A 21,514-nucleotide genomic window follows, 5' to 3' on the forward strand; every position below is an offset into this window, starting at 1 on the left:
GACGGCGCTGTCGCCCACCGTGATCGGCGTCCAGGTCAGCTCGAGCAGCTCCCCGCCGCCGGAGCGGGCCGCCGCGGCGGCCGTGAGCTGCTCGGCGGAGACCGCTCGGGTCACCAGTTCGCGCACCGACAGCACCGGCAGCCCCGAGGCGTCGGCGAGCTCCACGGACACGGCGCCCGCGCCGACGGGCGCGAGCCGCACCCGCACCCGGGCGGCGCCCGCCGCGAACAGGCTGACGCCCTGCCAGGAGAACGGCAGCACGGTCTCGCCGCCGTCGTCGGCGACACCGAGGGCGTGCAGGGCGGCGTCGAGGACCATCGGGTGGATGCCGAAGCCGCCCGTGCTGACGCCGTCGGGTTGCGCGGCCTGCACCTCGGCGAAGATTTCGTCGCCGCGCCGCCACACGGCCCGCAGCCCGCGGAAGGCCGGGCCGTAACGGTAGCCGCGGGCGGCCAGGTCGTCGTAGGCGCCGGTGACGTCGACCGCGGCGGCTCCGGTGGGCGGCCACGTCGCCAAGTCGGCGCCGGGCTCGACCGCAGCGGCGGTCAGCACCCCCTGCGCGTGCGCAACCCAACCCGATTGCGGGGCTTGGGAATACACCGCGGCGGCCCGCTCCGGCGGCGGGGAGCTGCTCGAGCTGACCTGGACGCCGATCACGGTGGGCGACAGCGCCGTCGCCGTCGAGGTGTGGGACGCGCGGCGCGAGGGCGCCGCGGCGCTGCCCTCGGTATACGCGGCCACGCACGAGGCGCTGGGCGTGGTCCAGTCCCGGCTGGCCGGCGCCGGGACCCTGGCGGTGTTGACCCGCGGGGCGGTGGGACTGCCCGGCGAGGACGCTGCCGATCTGGCCGGCGCCGGGCTGTGGGGGCTGATCCGCTCGGCGCAGGCCGAGCAACCCGGCCGCGTCGTGCTGGTCGATTCCGACGGCTCGCTGGACGTCGGGACCGCCGTCGCGACCGGGGAACCGCAGGTGTTGGTGCGCGACGGCACCGCCTACAGCGCCCGGCTGCGCCCGGTGCCCGCCCGCCCGGAGTTGACGCTGCCCGCGCCGCCGGCGGTGTGGCGGTTGGCCGCCGGCGGCACCGGCACGCTGGAGGAGCTGACGGTGCGCAGCGGCCCGCCCGCGGAATTGGCGGCCGGCCAGGTGCGGGTGGCGGTGGCCGCCGCCGGGGTCAACTTCCGGGACGTGCTGGTGGCGCTGGGCATGTATCCGGGCGCCGCCGAGCTGGGTGCCGAGGGCGCCGGGACGGTGACCGAGGTCGGGCCCGGTGTGACCGGGCTGGGCGTGGGCGACGTCGTGATGGGCATCCTTGGGTTGACCGGTTCGGAGGCAGCCGTCGACGCGCGGTTGGTGACCCGGGTGCCGCCGGGCTGGTCGACGGTCTCCGCCGCCGGCGTCCCGGTGGTGTTCCTGACCGCCTATTACGGGTTGTCGGTGCTGGGCGGGCTGCGGGCCGGGCAGCGGGTGCTTATCCACGCCGCCGCCGGCGGCGTCGGGATGGCCGCGGTGCAACTGGCCCGGCACTGGGGCGCCGAGGTGTTCGCGACCGCCAGCCGCGGCAAATGGGACACGTTGCGCGCCATGGGCATCGACGACGACCACATCGCCGACTCGCGCACCCTGGATTTCGAGTCCACGTTCGCCGCCACCTCGGCGGGCCGGGGTGTGGACGTCGTGCTCAACTCGCTGGCCGGTGACTTCACCGACGCGTCGCTGCGGTTGCTGGCGCCCGGCGGACGGTTCATCGAGATGGGCAAGACCGACCTGCGTGACCCCGACGCCGTCGCGCACGCCCACCGGGGCGCCCACTATCGAGCGTTCGATCTGATGGAGGCGGGGCCCGACCACATCGCGCGGATGCTCGCCGACCTGCTGCAGCTGTTCGGTGCCGGCGTGCTGACGCCGTTGCCCACCAAGGCGTTTGATGTCCGCAACGCCGCCGAGGCGTATCGGTTCGTCAGCCAGGCCCGCCATGTCGGCAAGGTCGTGCTCACCCTGCCCGGCGGCCCCGCCGGGCTGGCGGGCGGGACGGCACTGATCACCGGCGGCACCGGGATGGCCGGCGCCGCGGTGGCCCGACACCTGGTCGCGCGGCACCGGGTGCCGCACGTGCTGCTCGTCAGCCGCAGTGGCGAAACAGCCGAGCGCACCGCCGAATTGGTGGCCGAGCTGCGCGAGGCGGGTGCGTCCGTGTCGGTGGTGGCCGCCGACATCGGTGACCGCGAAGCCGTCGCGGCGCTGCTCGGCCAGGTGCCCGAGCAGTACCCGCTGCGGGCGGTGATCCACGCCGCCGGGGTGCTCGACGACGCCGTGGTCGCGTCGTTGACGCCCGAGCGCGTCGACGCGGTGCTGCACGCCAAGGCCGGCGGGGCGTGGCACCTGCACGAGCTCACCCAAGACCTGGATCTGGCGGCGTTCGTGATGTTCTCGTCGATGGCGGGCATCGTCGGCGCCCCGGGTCAGGGCAATTACGCGGCGGCCAACAGCTTCCTGGACGCGCTCGCGGCGCACCGCCGCGCCCGCGGCCTGCCGGGCCTGTCGATGGCGTGGGGGATGTGGGAGGAAACGTCCGGAATGACCGAGCACCTGGGCGAGCGGGATCGGGCGCGGATGGCCCGCGTCGGCCTGGCCACGCTGTCGACCCCCCAAGCGCTGGCCCTGCTGGACGCCGCGCTGCGCGACGAACGCCCCGTGCTGGTCGGCACCCGGCTCGACACCCGGGCGCTGGCGCACAACAGCGCGGCGCTGCCGCCGCTGCTCAGTCAGCTGACCGCCCGGCCGTCGCGCCGGGTCATCGACGCCACGGACATGGCGTCGATGACGGGGCTGCGGGCCCGCCTGGACGGCATGACCGCCGACCAGCGCCGGGCCGAGCTGCTGGACGTGGTGTGCGGCAACGCCGCCACGGTGTTGGGGCACCACGACATCAACCCCGAGGAGGCCTTCGCCGACCTCGGGTTCGACTCCCTGACCGCGGTCGAGTTGCGCAACCGGCTGAAGATCGCGACGGGGCTGACGCTGTCACCCACCCTGATCTTCGACCACCCCACGCCCGTCGCCCTGGCCGAGCACCTCGACGCCCAATTGGCCACCGGCGCGCCGCCGCCCACCCCGCCCGATCGACTGGCCCGCTTCCAGGACCTCACCGCCGAAGTGCAGGCCCTGCTCGACCGGCCCGACTGGACCGCGGCCGAACGGGCGCAGCTCGTCGCCCGGCTCCAGGGTCTGCTGGCGGCCCCGGCGCCCCCTTCGCTGCCGAGCTTCGCCGACGCCGCGTTCGACGACGACATCGCCACCGCGACCGACAGCCAGCTCTTCGCCATCCTCGACGACGAAGTCGGCCCCTGACCTTGCCGCCGCCGACGGACGTCGCGATCATCGGAGTGGCCTGCCGATTCCCGGGGGCGGCCGGGCCCGCCGCGTTCTGGGAGCTGCTGCGGGACGGCCGCGAGGCCGCCGGGGCTACCGTGGACGCCGCGGCCTTCGACGCCGACTTCTTCAACGTGTCGCCGCGGGAGGCGCAGGCCATGGACCCGCGGCAGCGGCTGGCGCTGGAACTGGCGTGGGAGGCGCTCGAAGACGCCTTCCTTCTGCCGGAAACGCTGCGGGGACAACAGGTCTCGGTGTTCCTGGGGGCGATGGGCGACGACTACGCCGTGCTGACGCTGCGCGACGTCGCCGAGCACCTGGACCACCACTCGTTCACCGGCCTCAGCCGCGGCATGATCGCCAACCGGATCTCCTACGCCCTCGGGTGGCGCGGCCCCAGCCTGACCGTCGACTCCGGCCAGTCCTCGTCCCTGGTGGCCGTGCACCTGGCCTGCGAAAGCGTGCGCACCGGGCAGTCGCCGCTGGCCGTCGCCGGCGGCGTACACCTGAACCTCGCGGCCGAAAGTGCGCTGCTGGAGCGGGAATTCGGAGCGGTATCACCCTCCGGGCACACCTACGCGTTCGACCGGCGCGCCGACGGCTACGCGCGCGGCGAAGGTGGCGGCCTGGTGCTGCTCAAGCCGTTGGACGCGGCGCTGCGCGACGGCGACCGCGTGCGCGGGGTCATCCGGGGCGGGGCGGTCGGCAACGCCGGGCACCACCCCGCCGGCCAGACGGTGCCGTCGGCCGCGCACCAAGCCGACGTGCTGCGCCGCGCGCTGGCCGCCGCCGGCCTCGACGGCTCCGACGTCGACTACGTCGAGACCCACGGCACCGGAACCGCGGTGGGCGACGCGGTCGAGGCCGAGGCGCTCAGGCAAGTCTTCGCGGGCCGCCCGGCCCCGCTGCTGCTCGGTTCCGTCAAGACCAACATCGGACACGCCGGCGGGGCCGCCGGCATCGCCGGTCTCTTGAAAACCGTTCTGGCGCTGCAGCATTCGGTCGTCCCGCCGACGCTCAACCACGCCAGCTCCACCTCGGTCCTCGACCCGAAGGCGCTGCGGGTCCCGACGGATCCGACGCCGTGGCCCGAGCGTGGGCGTCCGCGGCGGGCCGGGGTGTCGTCGTTCGGCATGGGCGGGACCAACGCGCATGTGATCGTGGAGCAGGCACCTGCGGTGCCGCAAGACGCTGCACCGCAGGGTGATCCGATGGTGGCGTGGGTGGTGTCGGGGCGCACGGACGCGGCCCTGGCGGCGCAGGCCGAGCGGCTGGCGGCCCGGTTGGGCGCCGACGAGGATGTGAGCGCGGTGGATGTGGGCTGGTCGCTGGCGACGACGCGGACGGTGTTCGAGCAGCGCGCGGTCCTGATCGGTGCGGGCCGCGCGCCGTTGGTGAACGGGCTGGCGGCATTGGCATCCGGCAACCCCGGCGCGCCCGCGGCGCTGGGCCGCGCCACGGCGCTGGGCAAGACAGTGTTCGTGTTTCCCGGTCAGGGTGCCCAGCGGCTGGGGATGGGGCGTGAGTTGTGGCGGCGGTTCCCGGTCTTCGCGCAGGCATTCGATGCCGCGGTGGCGGCGTTGGACGGGCATCTGCGTCGGCCGCTGCGCGAGGTGATGTGGGGCGACGACCCAACGGCGTTGCGCGACACCGAGTTCGCGCAGCCCGCGTTGTTCGCCGTCGAGGTGGCCCTGGCGGCGCTGTGGCGGTCGTGGGGCGTGGTCGCCGACGTGGTGCTGGGACATTCGGTGGGCGAGATCGCGGCGGCCTGCGTGGCGGGGGTGTTGTCGCTGCCGGACGCCGCGCGGGTGGTGGCGGCCCGCGGCCGGTCGATGGGGGCGCTGCCCGCGGGCGGGGTGATGGTCGCGGTGGGCGCCGCCGAGTCCGAGGTGGCGCCGCTGCTGGGTGCGGGGGTGAGCGTCGCCGCGGTCAACGGACCGCGGGCGGTCGTGGTGTCGGGGGAGCGGGACGCGGTCGAGGCGGTGGTGTGGCGGCTGGCCGCCGAGGGTGTGCGGGTGCGGCCGTTGGCGGTCTCGCACGCGTTTCACTCGGCGTTGATGGAGCCGATGCTGGCGCCGTTCGCCGAGCAGATCGGGGGCTTGACGGCTGCAACGCCGCGGGTGGCGTTGGTATCGAACGTCACGGGGCAGCCGGCCGGGCCGGGGTACGGGTCGACGGGGTACTGGGTGGACCACGTGCGGGCACCGGTGCGGTTCTTCGCCGGTGTTGCGGCGGCGGAGTCGTTGGGTGGTGAGGTGTTCGTCGAGGTGGGCCCCGGCGCGGCGCTGACCGCGGCGCTGGAGCAGGGGTTGACCGGTGAGCGGGCGGTGTCGGTGGCCGGCCTGGCCGCCGACCGCCCCGAACCGCAGGCGATGCTGGAGGCGGCCGCGCGCCTGTTCGGCGCCGGGGTGGACGTCGACTGGGGCGCCACCTTCGCCGGCACCAATCCGCGTCGGACCGACCTGCCCACGTACGCTTTTGCCCGACAATGGTTTTGGCTCGGCGGTGCCGCCGGCGTGAAGGGCGCCGAACTCGACGGGGCGCCGGACGTCGCCCGGCAGCTGCGCGCCCTGTCGCCCGACGACCAGCGCCGCCGACTGCTCGAAGTGGTCTGCGAGCACGCCGCGGCCGTTCTAGGCCACCCGGGCGGCGACGCCATCGACCCCAGCCGCGCCTTCGGTGACCTCGGATTCGATTCGCTCACCGGCGTCGAGCTGCGGCACCGCCTCACCGGCGCCGTCGGGCTGGCGTTGCCGCGAACGCTGATCTTCGATTACCCCACCCCCGCGGCGCTGGCCGAGCACCTGCGCGGGCAACTGCGGCACGACGATCCCGCGGACAGCGAAGAGGACCGCATCTGGTCGGTGCTGCGCAAGATCCCGCTGCGCGAGCTGCGCCGGACGGGGCTACTGGACACCTTGCTCGCACTCGCCGGCGAACCCGAAAAACCCACTGCCGAGGCCGATGTCGGCGACGACCCGATCGACTCGCTGAGCACCGACGCGTTGATCGCGATGGCGCTCAAGGACGACGACGGTGATCGGCGGTGAAATGCGTGCTGGCGAGCCGTAATCCGCGCACCGCCGACCGCGCAATGCGACAAGTGTTGAATAGAACGAATTTTTGCGGGACCCGAACCGAACCGCCTAAGCTTTCGTGATCAGCGAGAGGGCTCCTCGACGGCCGGAGAGTAGGGCATGAGCGTCATCGCGGGTGTGTGCGGCGCGCCGCCGCGAAACCGCTATCGACAGGGCGAGATCACCGACCAGCTCGTCGAGCTCCCGGCGCTCAAAGAGCACGAGGACATTGTCCGGCGGCTACACGCCGCGGCCAAGGTCAACAGCCGCCATTTCGTGCTGCCGCTCGAGGATTACGCGGCGCTCACCGACTTCGGCCACGCCAACGAGATCTTCATCGACAACGCCGTCGAACTCGGCTGCGAAGCGCTGCTGGGCGCCCTCGACGAGGCGGGCCTGACACCGTCCGACGTCGACATGATCGCCACCACCACGGTCACCGGCGTCGCGGTGCCCTCCCTGGACGCCCGCATCGCCGGCCGGCTCGGCCTGCGCCCCGACGTGCGCCGCATGCCGTTGTACGGCCTGGGCTGTGCGGCCGGTGCGGGCGGGGTCGGGCGCCTGCATGACTACCTGCGCGGGGCGCCCGACGGCGTCGCCGCCCTGGTGTCGGTCGAGTTGTGCTCGCTCACCTTCCCGGGGGTCAAGCCCACGGTGTCGGGACTGGTCGCTACCGCCATGTTCGGCGACGGGGCGGCCGCGGTGGTCGCCGTCGGCGACCGTCGCGCCGAGCGGCTGAGCCCCGGCGGGCCCGACATCGTCGATTCCCGCAGCCGGCTCTACCCCGACACGCTGCACATCATGGGCTGGAACGTCGGCTCGGGCGGCCCGCAACTGACGATGTCGCCCGACCTGCCCGCCCTCATCGACCGGTACCTGGCCGGCGACGTCCATGGTCTGCTCGCCGACCACGGGCTCACGACCGGCGAGGTCGGCGCGTGGGTCACCCACCCCGGCGGTCCCAAGGTCATCGACGCGGTCGCCCGGAGCCTCGCGTTGCCCGCGGAGTCACACGAGCTGACCTGGCGGTCGCTCGGCGAGGTCGGCAACCTCTCGTCGGCGTCGGTGCCGCACATCCTGCGCGACACCATCGCCAAACCGCCGCCCAGCGGCAGCCCCGGCCTGTTGATCGCGACCGGCCCGGGGTTCTGTTCGGAGCTGGTGCTGCTGCGCTGGCACTGAGCCGGGCGCTACTCCAGCGCCTCCGACAGCTCCAGCCAGCGGGCCTCCGTCTCACCCACCTCGTCCTCCAGCGCGCGCAGCTCGTGGGTGAGCCGCGAGACGCCGACATGGTCGGACTGGTCATGCTCGGCCAGTTCGCGGTGCTTGTCGGCGATCCGCTCGGCCAGCTTCGCCAGTCGGCGGTCCACGGCGGCCAACTCCTTTTCGGCGGCGCGCCGCTGGGCTCCTGACATCGACTGCGGGGCAACGCTCTTCGCCTCCGGGGGCGTGGTGGCGCGACCGGCCGCCAGCGCCAGGTACTCGTCGATGCCACCGGGCAGGTGCCGCAACCGCCCGTCGAGGATCGCGTACTGCTGATCGGTGACCCGCTCCAGCAGATAGCGGTCGTGCGACACCACGATCAGCGTGCCCGGCCACGAGTCCAGCAGATCCTCCACGGCGGTCAGCGTGTCGGTGTCGATGTCGTTGGTGGGCTCGTCGAGCAGCAACACGTTGGGCTCGGCGAGCAGCGTCAGCATCAGCTGCAGGCGGCGCCGCTGCCCGCCGGAAAGCTCGGCCACCCGCGCCGACAGCTGGCCCTTGCCGAACCCCAGCCGCTCCAGCAGCTGCGTCGGCGTCACCTCGCGGCCGTCGACCTCGTAGCCGCCGCGCAGCCGGCCGAGCAGGTCGGCGATGCGGTCGTCGGCGACGGCGGTGAGCTCCGCACCGCGCTGGTCGAGGACCGCCAGCCGCACCGTCTTACCGCGCTTGACGCGCCCGGAGTCCGGCGTCACCGTGCCGTCGATCAGGCCCAGCAGCGTGGACTTTCCGGCGCCGTTGGCGCCGACGATGCCGGTCCGTTCGCCGGGCGCGATGCGCCACTCGACGTCGCGCAGCACCGGGCGGCCGCTGTCGGGCGGGAAGGAGACGGACACGTCGAGTAGGTCGATGACGTCCTTGCCCAGCCGGGCGGTGGCGAGCTTGGCGAGCTCGACGGTGTTGCGCGGCGGCGGCACGTCCTCGATGAGCTGGTTGGCGGCCTCGATCCGGAACTTGGGCTTGGAGGTCCGCGCCGGCGCTCCCCGCCGCAGCCACGCCAGCTCCTTGCGCATCAGGTTCTGCCGCTTGGCCTCCGCGGCGGCGGCCAGCCGGTCCCGCTCGACGCGCTGCAGGACGTAGGCCGCGTATCCGCCCTCGAACGGCTCGACGATGCCGTCGTGCACCTCCCAGGTGGTGGTGGCGACCTCGTCGAGGAACCATCGGTCGTGCGTGACCAGCAGCAGTCCACCGGCGCTTCGCGCCCAGCGCTGCCGGAGGTGCTCGGCCAGCCAGGTGATGCCCTCGATGTCGAGGTGGTTGGTGGGCTCGTCGAGGGCGATGACGTCCCACTCGTCGACGAGCAACCGGGCCAGCTGCACGCGGCGGCGCTGGCCGCCGCTGAGCGTGCCGACCGGGGCCTCCCAGGCGATGTCGGACACCAGCCCGCCGACGACGTCACGCACCCGCGCGTCGCCGGCCCACTGGTGTTCGGGCTGGTCGCCGACCAGCGTCCAGCCCACGCTGCGCTCCGGGTCGAGGGTGTCGGCTTGGCTGAGCGCGCCCACGCGCAACCCGCTGCGGCGGGTGACGCGGCCGGCGTCGGGTGACTGCTGGCCCGTCAGGAGCCGCAGCAGGCTGGATTTGCCGTCGCCGTTGCGCCCGACGATGCCGATGCGCGCGCCGTCGTTAACGCCGAGCGTGACCGACTCGAAGACCACTTGAGTCGGGTATTCCAAGTGGACGGCCTCAGCCCCCAATAGGTGCGCCACTGGCCCGACGGTAGCAAAAAGGTCACCCGGAGCAGCGGCGCGGCGTCACCGGCCGCCCGCGTCAGCCCCCGCCGCCGCCACCGCCGTCACCTTGGCCGCTGCTGTCGCCCGGCGGCTCGGCGGCCGGCGGCTGTCCGTAGTGCAGCGGCGGTCGCGGCGCATTCGTGGACGGCGCGGCGGGAGCCGGCGGTGGGTCCTGCGCGACGGGCGCCGCGTACGCGGGGCTCGCCCCCGCCGCGGCCGCGAGCGACACGGCCACCGCGATCGTCGCGGCGCCACCACGGGCGCGAGACATTCCCCAAGCCATCGATTCTCCTCGAAGTTCCGGTTGCCCAGAGCCATCGTGGCATCCACTTTCGGCGCCGCGGCTCGGGGAAACTCCGCAGTTACAACACTTATCGCGATCGTCACACGGCGCGGGCGCCGGCTGTGAGCTAGCGGTCGTCGGGTCCCGCGTGCAGGGAATCGACCATGCTCCGCAGAAGCCGGAATGCGTCGGACTGTTCGGCGTCGGTCAACCCGGCCAGCATCCGGAGTTCGACGGCGCGCACTGCCGCTGACGCCTTCTCCAGGCTGCGCCGGCCGCGCGCGGTGAGGCGGGTGGGGAGGGCCTTCCCGACAGGCGCCTGCGCGGCCCTCGTCACGTAGCCGTCTCGTTCCAGGGCCTGGAGCAACACGTTCATCGATTGCCGGGTCACGAACGCGCCCCGGGCGAGGTCGGAGTTCGACAGGCCCGGTCGTTGGGCCAGTAGCTCCAGGCAGGAGTAGTGCGTCACGGTCATCCCCAAGGGCCGCAACACCTCTTCCATGGCCGCCCGCAGGGCGCTCGACGCCTCTTTGAGCAGATAGCCCAGGGAGCTGTCCAGGTCGACGCGCGCACTGCCTTGACTCATGTCAGCATTCTGACATACGTTGATTTATGTCAGATAACTGACACTATCGGAAGGATGGCCAGCATGCCCGTCACCGGCCCCGACTTCATCTCCCTGCAAACACGTGACCTCGACGCTGCGCGGGAGTTCTACGAGCACTACCTCGGCCTTGTCCGGGCGCAGGCCGGTCCCGCGCACGCCGTCGTCTTCGAGACCGCGCCCATCGCCTTCGCGCTCCGCGAGGTCATCGCGGGCACCGACCTCGCCGCCGCCCCGCGCCCGGGGATCGGCACCGCGATCTGGCTGCACGCCACCGACGTGCAGGCCATTCACGACGCCCTCGTCGCCGGCGGTCACGCCATCGTCTCCCCGCCGATCGACGGTCCGTTCGGCCGCACCTTCACCTTCGCCGACCCCGACGGTTACCACGTCACGCTCCACGACCGCGCCTGATCCGCCCCGGCCCGATCCTCGGGTGCGCTTTGCGGCAAACCTTTGCCCAGTCGGTGCCGGCATGTCAGAGTGAGCTCAGCGAGCAAAGGGGGAGTCGGATGGGCGGGTACGTGTCGACGGGTCTTCGGGGCGCGGTGGCGAAGGCGGCGGTGGCCGCAGCGTTCGCCGCGGCGGGCACCGCGGTGTTCCCGAGCGTTGCCGCCGCCGCGGCGCCCGGCGTCCTCGCCGAGGTCCGGACGCCGGTCCCGTTGGACGACGCCCCCACCGGTCCCAATGACCCCAAGTGCATCCAGATGCCGCTCGACCCGATCTGTCAGGGCGGCCCGTACTACCAGGGCGCGCCGCCGCCCCAAGTGCCCACCAACCCGCTCGACCCGGCCTGCGCCGGCGCGCCGGGCAACGCCGCCTGCGTGGGCAGCCCCTTCCTGCCGCCGCCGCCCCCGCCTATCGCGCCGCCGCCGCCGGTCGGGCCGCCGCCTCCGATCGACGCCCCGGTCGCGCCCCCGCCGCGGATCGACCCGCCGCCGATGGAACCGCCGGCCCGGATCGACCCGCCGCCGATGGCCCCGCCGGCGATCGACCGGATGCCGGACATGGGTGGCATGCCCGGCCACATCTGATCCCGGTCGCACGGGAAGCCCGGCGGGCGCTCCGACGGAGCCTCCGCCCTCCTAGCTGCCCCGTTGTGCCATGATGTCGAAGCTGTCAAGAGTCAGGGAGCAGCGGTGGATCTCAATCTTTCGGTGGTCACACGACCCGTCGAGCGGCTGATCGCGACGGCCCAGAACGGGCTGGAGGTGTTGCGGCTGGGCGGTCTGGAGACCGGCAGCGTGCCGTCGCCCTCGCAGATCGTCGAGAGCGTGCCGATGTACAAGCTCCGGCGGTACTTCCCGCCGGACAGCCGGCGCGGCAACCGCCCCGTCGGACCGCCGGTGCTGATGGTGCACCCGATGATGATGTCGGCGAACATGTGGGACGTCACCCGCGACGAGGGCGCGGTGGGCATCCTGCACGCCAACGGGCTCGACCCCTGGGTGATCGACTTCGGCGAACCCGACAAGGTCGAGGGTGGGATGCGCCGCACCCTGGCCGACCACATCGTCGCGCTCAGCGAGGCCATCGACACCGTCAGGGAGACCACCGGCAACGACGTCCACCTCGTCGGCTACTCGCAGGGCGGCATGTGGTGCTACCAGGTCGCCGCCTACCGGCGTTCCAAGAGCCTCGCCAGCATCGTCACCTTCGGTTCGCCGGTGGACACGCTGGCGGCGTTGCCGATGGGGATTCCCGCAAACTTCGCCGCGCCCGCCGCCAACTTCATGGCCGACCACGTCTTCAGCCGGCTGGCCATCCCCAGTTGGATGGCGCGCACCGGCTTCCAGATGCTCGACCCGCTCAAGACCGCGAAGGCGCGGGTGGATTTTCTGCGCCAACTGCACGACCGCGAGGCGCTGTTGCCGCGCGAGCAGCAGCGGCGGTTCCTCGAGCGTGAGGGCTGGATCGCGTGGTCGGGGCCGGCGATCTCCGAGCTGCTCAAGCAGTTCATCGCCCACAACCGCATGATGACCGGGGGCTTTGCCGTCAACGGCCAGATGGTGACGCTCACCGACATCACCTGTCCCGTGTTGGCCTTCGTCGGCGAGGTCGACGACATCGGGCAGCCGGCCTCGGTGCGCGGCATCCGGCGGGCCGCGCCGGACGCCGAGGTGTACGAAACCACCATCCGCACCGGGCATTTCGGCCTGGTCGTGGGGTCAAAGGCCGCGCAACAGAGCTGGCCGACGGTCGCCGAGTGGGTCAAGTGGCTGTCCACCGGCGGCGACAAACCCGACAGCATCGACCTCATGGCCGACCAGCCCGCCGAGCACAGCGACAGCGGCGTGGCGCTCAGTTCGCGGCTCGCGCACGGCCTCGGCGAGGCGTCGGAGGCGGCGCTCGCGCTGGCCCGCGGCGCGGCCGGCACCGTCGTCACGGCCAACAAGTCCGTGCGCACGCTGGCCGTCGAGACCTACCGCACCCTGCCGCGACTGGCCCGGCTCGGACAGCTCAACGACCACACCCGGATCTCGCTGGGCCGCATCATCGACGAACAGGCGCGCGACGCCCCGCGCGGGGAATTCCTGCTGTTCGACGGGCGGGTGCACACCTACGAAAACGTCAACCGGCGCATCAACAACGTCGTGCGCGGCCTCATCGAGGTCGGGGTGCGGCAGGGCGAACGGGTCGGCGTGCTCATGGAAACCCGCCCGAGCGCGCTGGTGGCCATCGCGGCACTGTCCCGGCTGGGGGCCGTCGCGGTGGTGATGCGTCCGGACGCCGACCTGGCTGCCTCGGTCCGGCTCGGGGGAGTGACCGCGCTGCTCACCGACCCCACCAACCTGGACGCGGTGCTGGGCGCCGACCGCCAGGGTCTGCGCCAGGTGCTGGTGCTCGGCGGCGGCGAGGCGCGCGACCTGCACCTGCCCGAGGGCTCCGACGCCGAAACGCCGGTCATCGACATGGAGCAGATCGACCCGGACGCCGTCGAGTTGCCCGGCTGGTACCGGCCCAACCCGGGCCTGGCGCGGGACCTGGCCTTCATCGCGTTCAGCGCGGCCGGCGGCGAGCTGGTTGCCAAGCAGATCACCAACTACCGCTGGGCCGTGTCGGCGTTCGGGACCGCCTCGACCGCCGCGCTGGACCGCCGCGACACCGTTTACTGCCTCACGCCGCTGCACCACGAGTCGGCGCTCTTGGTGAGCCTGGGCGGCGCGGTGGTCGGCGGCACCCGCATCGCGCTGTCGCGCGGCCTGGACCGCGATCGCTTCGTGCAGGAGGTGCGGCAGTACGGCGTCACCGTGGTGTCCTACACCTGGGCGATGCTCCGCGAGATCGTCGACGACCCCGCGTTCGTCCTGCACGGCAACCACCCGGTGCGGCTGTTCATTGGGTCGGGCATGCCGACCGGGTTGTGGGGCCGCATCCTCGACGCGTTCGCCCCCGCTCAGGTCGTCGAGTTCTTCGCCACCACCGACGGGCAGGCGGTGCTGGCCAACGTGTCGGGGGCCAAGACCGGCAGCAAGGGCCGCCCGCTCCCCGGCGCGGGGCGCATCGAGCTGGGCGCCTACGACCCCGAGCACGACCTGATCCGGGAAACCGACCGCGGCTTCGTCCAGGTTGCGGCGCCCAAGGAGGTCGGGGTGCTGCTGGCGGCCAGCAACGGCCCGGTGGACCCGACCGCCAAGGTCAAGCGCGGGGTGTTCGCGGCCGGGGACACCTGGATCGACACCGAGTACCTGTTCTATCGCGACGACGACGGCGACTATTGGTGGGCGGGCCGGCGCGGCTCGCTGGTGCACACCGCGCGCGGCCTGGTGTACCCCGAGCGGGTCACCGACGCGCTGGGCTGCGTCAACGGTGTCGACCTCGCGGTCACCTACAACGTGCCTGTCGGCGACGGGGAGGTCGCGGTCTCGGCGGTGACGCTGCTGCCCGGTGCCAGCGTGACGGCGGCCGACCTGACCGAGGCGAGCGGGAAGATCCCGGTGGGGGTGGGACCCGACATCGTGCACGTGGTGCCGGAGCTGACGCTGAGCGCGACGTATCGTCCCACCGTCAGCGCGCTGCGCGCGGCCGGCATCCCGAAACCGGGGCGCCAGGCGTGGTACTTCGACACGGACGCGGAGGAATTTCGCCGGCTGACGCCTGGGGTGCGGTCGGAGTTGGGGGGTCGGTCGGATGGTTGAGGATTCGCTGCTGAGCATCTTGGTGTGCCCGGCCGACCGGGGTCCGCTGGTGTTCGTCCCCGACGGCGACGGGCTGCTCTACAACCCGCGGCTGCGCCGCGCCTACCGCATCGAGGACGGCATCCCGGTGCTGCTCGTCGGCGAGGCGCGCGACGTCGACGACGAGGAGCACGCCCGGCTCACGGAGCGAGCCCGTCCGGCAGATCCCCGGTGAGGTAACGCTGCAGGTTCGGCGCGACGGTCCGCGCCACCTGCTCGGCCGGCAATGAGGCGAACGGCTCGAGTTGCAGGATGTAGCGCGCCATCACGATGCCGACCAGTTGCGACGCCACGAACTGAACTCGGACGACGCCGCTGCCCGGTGGATCGTCGACGCGCGCACCGACTTCCACGCCGATCACGTCTTCGATGAACGTGCGGAACAGGTTGGCCTCGGTGCCCGCCAGGATCGACCGGAGGGTGGCGATGAAGGCCGCGCCGATCTCGGAGTCCCACAGCGGCAACAACAATGACGGGATGGTGTGGCCGAGGTCTTCGACCGGGACCTCGCGCAGCGGCCCGATGACCTCCATCGGGTCGATCGGGATGTGCACGGCCGCGGCGAACAGCTTCTCCTTGGTGCCGAAGTAGTGATGCACCAGCGCGGAATCCACCCCCGCGGCCGTCGCCACCGCCCGCACCGACGTGTTGCGGATCCCGTTGCGGGAGAACAACTCTCGTGCGCTCGCCAGGATGCGGTCCCGGGCGTCGGAGCCACCGGCCGGGCGCCCACGCCGGCGCTCGGCGTTGCTCATCGCCACTACGACCCCCCGGGGCGACCCGCGGCGTCCGGCAGCGCCGGGCTTGCGATCGCCACTACGACCCCCCGTGGCGACCCGCGGCGCCCGGCCACGCCGGCCTTGCGATCGCCACTAGGACGTCCGCCGGCGCAGCGTCGCCGCCGCCAGGCACAGCGCCGCGAACGCGAAACCCAGCACCACGACGATGTCGCGCACGGCGGTGCCCGTCAGCTCGGGGTGCGCGTTCACCTGCTGCAGGGCCTCTAGCGCGTAGCTGGCCGGGAGCACGTCGCTGATCCACTGCAGCCACCGCGGCATCAGCTCGCGCGGCACGATGATGCCGGCCAGCAGCAGCTGCGGCACCATCACCAGCGGAATGAACTGCACGGCCTGAAACTCGGTGCGCGCGAACGCGCTACACAACAGGCCCAGGCCGACCCCGAGCACCGCGTTGACGATCGCGATGGCGAACACCCATACGGGGCTGCCGGCGGTGTGGAAACCCAGCGCCCAGAACGACACGGCGCACGCCAGCACGGCCTGCACGGCGGCGGCCGCCGAAAACGCGGTGCCGTAGGCGATTAGCAGGTCGAGCCGCCGCAACGGCGTAGTCAGGATGCGCTCCAGCGTCCCGGACGCCCGCTCGCGCTGCATGGTGATGGCGGTGATGATGAACATCACGAACAGCGGGAACAGGCCGAGCAGGATCAGGCAGGCATTGTCGAACGGCGTCGGGGAGCCGGGGCGGTGCGGGGCGTCGCGAAACATGAAGTACATCAACGCAATCACCAGGACCGGCACCACCAGGATCATGGCGACGCTGCGACGGTCGGCGGCCAGCTGGCGCAGGATCCGGGTCGTGGTCGCGGTATAGCCGCGCAGGCTCAGCCCGCCTGACGCATCGTGCTGCGCCTGATGATGGACAGAAACGCGTCCTCCAGTGACGTGCATCCGGTGTCCTCTCGTAGTCGGGCCGGGGTGGCGTGTTCGACGAGGTGGCCGTCGCGCATCAGCAGCAGATCGCGGCAGTGGTCCGCTTCGTCCATGACGTGGCTGGACACCAGCAGCGTGGTGCCGGCCTCGGCGAGCCGGGTGAACTGCTCCCACAGGTCCGCCCGCAGCACCGGGTCCAGGCCGACGGTGGGCTCGTCGAGGACCAGCAGGTCCGGTTGGCACACCAGCGCGCACGCCAGTGACACCCGGGTGCGCTGGCCGCCGGAGAGATTGGCGCACAACGCCGTGTGGTGGTCGGTCAGGCCGACCCGCTCGATGGCGGCGTCGGCGGCGTCGTTGTCGAACCCATACAGGGCGGCGAAGTAGCGGACGTTGTCGACGACCCGCAGGTCGTTGTAGATCGTCGGGTTCTGCGGCAGGTAGCCGACGCGGCGGCGCAGTGGCCCGGATCCGGCCGGGCGGCCGAACACGGTGACGGTGCCCGAGGTGACGATCTGGGTGCCGACGATGCAGCGGATCAGGGTGGTCTTGCCGCATCCGGACGGCCCGAGCAACCCGGTGATGCTGCCGCGTGCGATCTGCACGGAGAAGTCGTGCAGCGCCGGGCGGTTGCCGCGGACCACCCGCAGGTGCTCGATGCGGACGGCCGGCTCGTCGCCCACGGAGATTAATTCATCACTCGATGAAGTCATCATGTGATGAAATATCCACCGCGCGGCGGGTCGTGTCAAGAGGTCGCGACAGGGTCAGCGCTGGTCGAGGCCGGGGCGGCGCAGCGGCAGGTGCCCGTGCACGCCCTCGGCGTAGGCGGTCTCGGCGTGCTGGGTCAGGTCCACCCCGGTGGTCTCGTCCTCGGCGCTGAGCCGGAATCCCAGCACCCGGTCGATCAGCTTCGCCAGCGCGAACGACACCGCGAAGGCGTAGGCGGCCACCACGACGATCGCCAGGGTCTGCTTGCCCAGCTGCCCGAGGCCGCCGCCGTAGAGCAGGCCCCGCGGACCGGACGTCATGACGGCGGTGGCCAGCAGCCCGATCAGGAACACGCCGACCACGCCCCCGACGAAGTGCACCCCCACCACGTCGAGCGAATCGTCGTAGTTGAAGCGGAATTTCGCGCCGACGGCGAAGGAGCACACCACGCCGGCGGCGAGACCGACGGCCGCGGCGCCCAGGGTGTTGACGGTGCCGCACGACGGCGTGATCGCCACCAGCCCGGCGACCACCCCGGACGCCGCGCCGAAGGTCGTGGGCCGGCCGTCGCGGGTCTGTTCGACCGCGAGCCAGCCGAGCATGCCGAGGCACCCGGCGACCAAGGTGTTGAGGAAGATGGCGGCGGCGGTTCCGTTGGCCGCCAACGCCGATCCGGCGTTGAAGCCGAACCAGCCGAACCACAGCAGGCCGACACCGAGCAACACGAACGGCAGGCTGTGCGGTCGCATGGCGTCCTTCTTGAAGCCGATGCGCGGGCCGAGCACTAGCGCCAAGGCCAACGCCGAAGCGCCCGAGACGATTTCCACTACCAGCCCGCCCGCGTAGTCCAGCACGCCCATCTTGGCCAGCCAGCCGCCGGGACCCCACACCCAATGCGCGACAACCGAATACACCACGAGGGTCCAGATCGGCACGAACACCATCCAGGCGGCGAACCGGGCGCGGTCGGCGATCGCGCCGCTGACCAGCGCGGCCGTGATGATCGCGAACGTCAATTGGAAGGTGGCGAACAGCAATTCGGGCACTGCGCCGTGCGCGGTGTCGGGGCCGATGCCCAGCATCCCGACGTGCTTGAGGCCGCCGATCAGGCCGCCGGCACCGTCGTCGGAGAACGCCAGGCTGTAGCCGAGCAACAGCCACGTCACCGTCACCAACGGGATCGAGATGAAACTCATCATGATCATGTTGAGCACGCCGGTGATGCGCACCATGCCGCCGTAGAAGATCGCCAGGCCGGGGGTCATCAGCAAGACCAGCGCGGTGCTGGCCAGCAGCCACGCGGTGGCGGCCGGGTCGATCCCATGCATCAGCGGGCTCCTTCGGACGTGCGGGTGCCGGTAGGTTACCGAAAGCCCGATGTGCGCCGGATCCGAGGAGCTGAAGTGGTTGAGGCCGCAGACCAGCTGTTGGTCGATCCGGTCGCGGCCGCGCACCGGCTCCTCGGCGCCACCCTGTCCTGCCGCGGCGTGCGGGCCGTCGTCGTCGAGGTGGAGGCGTACGGCGGGGTGCCGGACGGGCCGTGGCCGGACGCCGCCGCCCACTCCTACCGCGGTCGCAGCGGCCGCAACGGCGTGATGTTCGGGCCGCCGGGGCGGCTCTACACCTACCGCAGCCACGGAATCCACGTGTGCGCCAACGTCTCGTGCGGACCCGACGGCACCGCCGCGGCCGTCCTGCTGCGGGCGGCCGCCATCGAGGACGGCGCCGACGTGGCTCGCGCGCGCCGCGGCGAGCTGGTGCGCGCCCCGGCGCTCGCCCGCGGCCCCGGCAACCTGTGCGCGGCGCTGGGCATCGTCATGGACGACAACGGCGTCGACGTGTTCGACCCGGCCAGTCCGGTGCTGGTGGAGCTGCACGAACCCCTGACGGCGCAGTCCGGTCCGCGCGTCGGAGTCAGCCAGGCCGCGGACCGGCCGTGGCGGCTGTGGCTGCCGGGGCGGCCGGAGGTGTCGGCGTACCGGCGAAGTCCGCGGGCGCCCGCCCCCGGGACCAGCGACTAAAGTCGTCCGCGATGTCTTCTGGAATCCTCGACGAGCTCGACTGGCGCGGCCTGATCGCCCAGTCGACCGATCTCGAAGCGCTGGCCGCCGAGGCCCAGCGCGCGCCGCTGACCGTCTACGCCGGCTTCGACCCGACCGCGCCCAGCCTGCACGCCGGACACCTGGTGCCGTTGCTGGCGCTGCGCCGGTTCCAGCGCGCCGGGCACCGCCCGATCGTGCTGGCGGGCGGGGCCACCGGCATGATCGGCGACCCGCGCGACGTCGGCGAGCGCAGCCTGCACGAGGCGGACACCGTCGCCGCGTGGGCCGAGCGCATCGGCGGCCAGCTGGAACGCTTCGTCGACTTCGACGACTCGCCGACCGGGGCCATCGTCGTCAACAACCTGGCTTGGACCGCGCCGCTGTCGGCGATCGGCTTCCTGCGCGACATCGGCAAGCACTTCTCGGTCAACGTCATGCTGGACCGGGACACGGTGCGGCGGCGCCTCGAGGGCGACGGCATCTCCTACACGGAGTTCAGCTACATGCTCCTGCAGGCCAACGACTACGTCGAGTTGCACCGCCGCTACGGCTGCAGCCTGCAGATCGGCGGCTCGGACCAGTGGGGCAACATCATCGCCGGCGTGCGGCTGGTCCGCCAGCAGCTCGGCGCGTCGGTGCACGCGCTGACCGTGCCGCTGGTGACCGCCGCCGACGGCACCAAGTTCGGCAAGTCCACCGGCGGCGGCAGCCTTTGGCTGGACCCCGAGCTGACCACGCCGTACGCCTGGTACCAGTACTTCTTCAACACCGCCGACGCCGACGTCATCCGCTACCTGCGGTGGTTCACCTTCCTGTCGCCCGACGAGCTGAGCGAGCTGGCGGCCGCGACGGCCGAGCGCCCGCAGCAGCGCGCCGCGCAGCGGCGGCTGGCCCGCGAGTTGACCGTGCTGGTGCACGGCGACGCGGCCACCGAGGCGGTCGAGCACGCCAGCCGCGCGCTGTTCGGGCAGGGCGAGCTGGACCGCCTGGACGAGGCGACCCTGACGGCCGCGCTGCGGGAGACCTCGGTCGCCGAGCTCAAACCCGGCGGCCCGGACGGCATCGTCGACCTGCTGGTGGCCACCGGCCTGTCCGAGAGCAAGAAGGCCGCGCGCCGCACCATCAACGAGGGCGGCGTCTCGGTCAACAACGCGCGCGTCGACAGCGAGGACTGGACGCCCGAGCCGTCGGACTTCCTGCACGGCCGCTGGCTGGTGCTGCGCCGCGGCAAGCGCACGGTCGCCGGCGTCGAGCGCGTGTAGCACCGCCGCCCCGGCGGGCCCCGGCCGCGAAACGCCCGCGTGCGCAAACCGTTACCTCACCGTGTCGCGGAGGTGACCCGCGGCGGCCACTGTTGTCACGGTGATTTTCGCGTCGCGTGTGCGGTCCACCGTCCTGCCGATGCTGGGGGCGGTCACCGGGCTCGCGGCGCTGGGCGCGGCGCTTTCGGCGCCCATCCGGGCGGACATGCTGGGCAACGCGTTCCTATCGGCGCTGACCACCGCCGGCATCTCCTACAGCCAGCCGGCGCCGACGCTGGCGCTGGGCGAGTCCGTCTGCCCCATGTTGTTCACGCCCGGCGGGTCGTTCGACGCGGTGGCGGCGAGAATGGCCGAGAGTAACGGGATGTCCCGCGAAATGGCGGGCAAGTTCACCATCGTCGCCATCGCGACGTACTGCCCGGCGGTGATCGCGCCGCTCATGCCCAACCGGCTGCAGGCCTGAGCGCTGCCCGTATTCTCGGCAGCGTGGTCGACGACAGGCAGGGGCAGCGCGGCGAACGGCGACCGCGCCCGGGCACCGGCGGTGTCCCGCCGCGGCGCGGACCGCGCCGGGAGCGCGACGGCTCCTGGTCGGGCCCGGGCCGGGCGCGGCCGTCGCAGCCACAGCAGGCCGACGCCCGCAACGATGTCCGCGCCGATGCCCGCCACGAGGGGCCCACGATCCCGGCCGACGTCGAGGCCAAGCAGCTGGCGCCCGAGATCCGCGGCGAATTGAGCACGCTGGACCGCGCCACCGCCGACGCGGTCGCCCGGCACCTGGTCGCCGCCGGGAAGCTGCTCGACGAGGACCCGGAGGCCGCGCTGCAGCACGCCCGCGCGGCGCGGGCGCGGTCCAGCAGGATCGCGGCCATCCGCGAGGCGGTCGGCATCGCCGCCTACCACTGCGGCGACTGGGCGCAGGCGCTGGCCGAGCTGCGGGCGGCGCGCCGGATGGGCAGCAAGTCCGCCCTGCTGGCGCTGATCGCGGATTGCGAGCGCGGGCTTGGCCGCCCGGAGCGGGCCATCGAACTCGCGCGGGGGCCCGAGGCCGCCCAACTCAGCGGCGACGACGCCGACGAGCTGCGCATCGTCGCGGCCGGGGCGCGCGCCGACCTCGGTCAGCTGGAGCAGGCGCTGACGGTGCTGTCCACGCCGGCGCTGGACCCCTCCCGCACCGGCACGACCGCGGCCAGGCTCTTCTACTCCTACGCCGACACCCTGCTGGCGCTGGGCCGCGACGACGAGGCGCTGCGCGACGCGTTGTTGGTGACGAAGAACGTCCGGCTGCGCACCTCGGCCAACGCCGCCACGGCGCCCTCGG

Annotated in this window: 17 protein-coding genes and 2 pseudogenes; 11 read left to right on the plus strand and 8 right to left on the minus strand. The window is 72.6% G+C overall.

What is annotated here, in order from left to right:
- Positions 1–612, minus strand: a pseudogene (locus tag A5714_RS13420) (polyketide synthase dehydratase domain-containing protein); the annotation flags it as partial.
- On the opposite strand from A5714_RS13420, the pseudogene A5714_RS13425 reads away from it, so the two are divergent.
- From A5714_RS13425 to A5714_RS13435, 3 genes and pseudogenes are all read left to right on the plus strand, one after another.
- A pseudogene (locus A5714_RS13425) lies at positions 602–3,349 on the plus strand (SDR family NAD(P)-dependent oxidoreductase); the annotation flags it as partial. The pseudogenes A5714_RS13420 and A5714_RS13425 overlap by 11 nt on opposite strands.
- A gap of 2 nt (positions 3,350–3,351) precedes the next feature.
- Positions 3,352–6,420, plus strand: coding sequence for a type I polyketide synthase (locus tag A5714_RS13430; protein ID WP_068285810.1), 3,069 nt, complete (start codon positions 3,352–3,354; stop codon positions 6,418–6,420).
- A gap of 147 nt (positions 6,421–6,567) precedes the next feature.
- Positions 6,568–7,629 (plus strand): type III polyketide synthase, encoded by a 1,062-nt coding sequence (locus A5714_RS13435; RefSeq protein ID WP_068285812.1) that lies wholly within the window; start codon positions 6,568–6,570, stop codon positions 7,627–7,629.
- Between the two features lie 8 nt (positions 7,630–7,637).
- Here A5714_RS13435 and A5714_RS13440 read toward each other — a convergent pair whose 3' ends face one another.
- From A5714_RS13440 to A5714_RS13450, 3 genes are all read right to left on the minus strand, one after another.
- A complete protein-coding gene (locus A5714_RS13440) occupies positions 7,638–9,416 on the minus strand; it encodes an ABC-F family ATP-binding cassette domain-containing protein (protein ID WP_068285814.1) in 1,779 nt (592 codons plus the stop codon).
- A 61-nt stretch (positions 9,417–9,477) separates the two neighbouring features.
- Complete coding sequence (locus tag A5714_RS13445; protein WP_156747309.1) at positions 9,478–9,723, minus strand: hypothetical protein; 246 nt, start codon at positions 9,721–9,723, stop codon at positions 9,478–9,480.
- A 127-nt stretch (positions 9,724–9,850) separates the two neighbouring features.
- Entirely contained in the window at positions 9,851–10,309 is a 459-nt protein-coding gene (locus A5714_RS13450) for a MarR family winged helix-turn-helix transcriptional regulator (RefSeq protein WP_068285819.1), read from the minus strand.
- 63 nt (positions 10,310–10,372) lie between these two features.
- Here A5714_RS13450 and A5714_RS13455 point away from each other — a divergent pair, with 63 nt between their 5' ends.
- The 4 genes from A5714_RS13455 to A5714_RS13470 all read left to right on the plus strand — a co-directional run bounded on the left by A5714_RS13455 (position 10,373) and on the right by A5714_RS13470 (position 14,680).
- Positions 10,373–10,741: a VOC family protein gene (locus A5714_RS13455; protein ID WP_068285835.1), complete on the plus strand. Its 369-nt coding sequence runs from the start codon at positions 10,373–10,375 to the stop codon at positions 10,739–10,741.
- Between the two features lie 98 nt (positions 10,742–10,839).
- On the plus strand, positions 10,840–11,361 hold the full coding sequence (locus A5714_RS13460) for a hypothetical protein (protein ID WP_156747310.1): 522 nt from the start codon (positions 10,840–10,842) through the stop codon (positions 11,359–11,361).
- A gap of 105 nt (positions 11,362–11,466) precedes the next feature.
- Positions 11,467–14,466 (plus strand): acyl-CoA synthetase, encoded by a 3,000-nt coding sequence (locus A5714_RS13465; RefSeq protein WP_068285823.1) that lies wholly within the window; start codon positions 11,467–11,469, stop codon positions 14,464–14,466.
- Entirely contained in the window at positions 14,459–14,680 is a 222-nt protein-coding gene (locus A5714_RS13470) for a Trm112 family protein (RefSeq protein WP_068285825.1), read from the plus strand. Before A5714_RS13465 ends, A5714_RS13470 begins: the two co-directional genes overlap by 8 nt.
- On the opposite strand, the gene A5714_RS13475 is transcribed toward A5714_RS13470, so the two are convergent.
- The 4 genes from A5714_RS13475 to A5714_RS13490 form a co-directional block, all read right to left on the minus strand.
- Positions 14,646–15,260 (minus strand): TetR family transcriptional regulator, encoded by a 615-nt coding sequence (locus A5714_RS13475; protein ID WP_068285827.1) that lies wholly within the window; start codon positions 15,258–15,260, stop codon positions 14,646–14,648. The genes A5714_RS13470 and A5714_RS13475 overlap by 35 nt on opposite strands.
- Before the next feature lie 117 nt (positions 15,261–15,377).
- Positions 15,378–16,196 carry an ABC transporter permease gene (locus A5714_RS13480; RefSeq protein ID WP_197513687.1) on the minus strand — a complete coding sequence of 273 codons (819 nt, stop codon included), beginning with the start codon at positions 16,194–16,196 and terminating at the stop codon, positions 15,378–15,380.
- The gene (locus A5714_RS13485) at positions 16,130–16,894 is read right to left on the minus strand and encodes an ABC transporter ATP-binding protein (RefSeq protein WP_068285829.1); all 765 of its coding nucleotides are present in this window, start codon (positions 16,892–16,894) and stop codon (positions 16,130–16,132) included. Before A5714_RS13485 ends, A5714_RS13480 begins: the two co-directional genes overlap by 67 nt.
- Positions 16,895–16,945: 51 nt before the next feature.
- A complete protein-coding gene (locus A5714_RS13490; RefSeq protein ID WP_068285830.1) occupies positions 16,946–18,217 on the minus strand; it encodes an ammonium transporter in 1,272 nt (423 codons plus the stop codon).
- A 75-nt stretch (positions 18,218–18,292) separates the two neighbouring features.
- Here A5714_RS13490 and A5714_RS13495 point away from each other — a divergent pair, with 75 nt between their 5' ends.
- The 4 genes from A5714_RS13495 to A5714_RS13510 form a co-directional block, all read left to right on the plus strand.
- Positions 18,293–18,910: a DNA-3-methyladenine glycosylase gene (locus A5714_RS13495; RefSeq protein WP_068285831.1), complete on the plus strand. Its 618-nt coding sequence runs from the start codon at positions 18,293–18,295 to the stop codon at positions 18,908–18,910.
- A gap of 11 nt (positions 18,911–18,921) precedes the next feature.
- Positions 18,922–20,193, plus strand: a complete 1,272-nt coding sequence (gene tyrS / locus A5714_RS13500) for a tyrosine--tRNA ligase (RefSeq protein ID WP_068285832.1) — start codon at positions 18,922–18,924, stop codon at positions 20,191–20,193.
- Positions 20,194–20,332: 139 nt separating this feature from the next.
- Positions 20,333–20,656 (plus strand): DUF732 domain-containing protein, encoded by a 324-nt coding sequence (locus A5714_RS13505; RefSeq protein ID WP_068285837.1) that lies wholly within the window; start codon positions 20,333–20,335, stop codon positions 20,654–20,656.
- 23 nt (positions 20,657–20,679) lie between these two features.
- A partial coding sequence (locus A5714_RS13510) for a hypothetical protein (protein ID WP_231975885.1) occupies positions 20,680–21,514 on the plus strand: 835 nt, incomplete at its 3' end.

This window comes from Mycobacterium sp. E2462 (assembly GCF_001672685.1).
Lineage (GTDB): Bacteria > Actinomycetota > Actinomycetes > Mycobacteriales > Mycobacteriaceae > Mycobacterium.